A 1327-nucleotide genomic window follows, 5' to 3' on the forward strand; every position below is an offset into this window, starting at 1 on the left:
ACTGTGGTTGAAGCCTACCGCAAACATATCGAAGAGCGTGCAGCCCTGGGTATCGTTCCCCAGCCGCTTAACGCCGAACAAACAGCAGGCCTGGTCGAGCTGCTGAAAAACCCTCCGGCTGGCGAAGAAGAATTCCTCGTTGACCTGATCACCAATCGCATTCCACCAGGCGTGGACGAAGCGGCCTATGTAAAAGCCGGCTTCCTGTCTGCACTGGCCAAGGGCGAAGTTTCCTCCCCTCTGCTGGACAAAAAACGCGCTGTAGAACTGCTCGGCACCATGCAGGGCGGCTACAACATCGTGACCCTGGTTGAACTGCTGGACGACGCCGAACTGGCGCCAGTCGCTGCCGCGCAACTCAAGCACACCCTGCTGATGTTCGATGCGTTCCACGACGTCGCGGAAAAAGCCAAGAACGGTAACGTTCACGCTAAAGCCGTGCTGCAATCCTGGGCTGACGGCGAGTGGTTCAAAAACCGCCCGACTCTGGCCGACAAGATCAGCCTGCGCGTGTTCAAGGTTACCGGCGAAACCAACACCGACGACCTCTCCCCTGCTCCAGATGCCTGGTCGCGTCCAGACATCCCGCTGCACGCCCTGGCCATGCTGAAAATGGCCCGCGACGGCATCGTTCCTGATCAGCAGGGCGCCATCGGCCCGATGAAGCAGATCGAAGAAATGCGCGGTCAAGGCTTCCCGATCGCCTACGTCGGTGACGTGGTCGGTACTGGTTCTTCGCGTAAATCCGCTACCAACTCGGTACTGTGGTTCTTCGGCGACGACGTTCCTTACGTGCCGAACAAGCGCGCTGGCGGTTTCTGCTTTGGTAGCAAAATCGCTCCGATCTTCTACAACACCATGGAAGATGCCGGCGCACTGCCAATCGAGTTCGACGTTTCCAACATGAACATGGGCGATGTGATCGACCTGTACCCGCATGCTGGCAAAGTCTGCAAACACGGCACCGACGAAGTCATCACCACCTTCGAAATGAAGACCCCGGTGCTGTTGGACGAAGTCCGTGCTGGCGGCCGTATTCCGCTGATCATCGGCCGTGGCCTGACCGAGAAGGCTCGCGCCGAACTGGGTCTGCCTGCGTTCGACCTGTTCAAGAAGCCTGACGCACCGATCGAAAGCACTAAGGGTTACACCCTGGCGCAGAAAATGGTCGGCAAGGCGTGCGGTCTGGCAGAAGGCAAAGGCATCCGTCCTGGCACCTACTGCGAACCGAAAATGACCACCGTGGGTTCTCAGGACACCACCGGTCCAATGACCCGTGACGAACTGAAAGACCTGGCGTGCCTGGGCTTCTCGGCTGATCTGGTGA

1 pseudogene is annotated in these 1327 nt (G+C 58.8%); it reads left to right on the forward strand.

Annotation, left to right across the window (positions count from 1 at the left end):
• Window positions 1-3 precede the first annotated feature (3 nt).
• Window positions 4-1327: pseudogene (locus ACIP66_RS28770) on the forward strand (aconitate hydratase B); the annotation flags it as partial.

The sequence above is a fragment of the Pseudomonas sp. NPDC088429 genome (assembly GCF_044753305.1).
Lineage (GTDB): Bacteria > Pseudomonadota > Gammaproteobacteria > Pseudomonadales > Pseudomonadaceae > Aquipseudomonas > Aquipseudomonas rustica.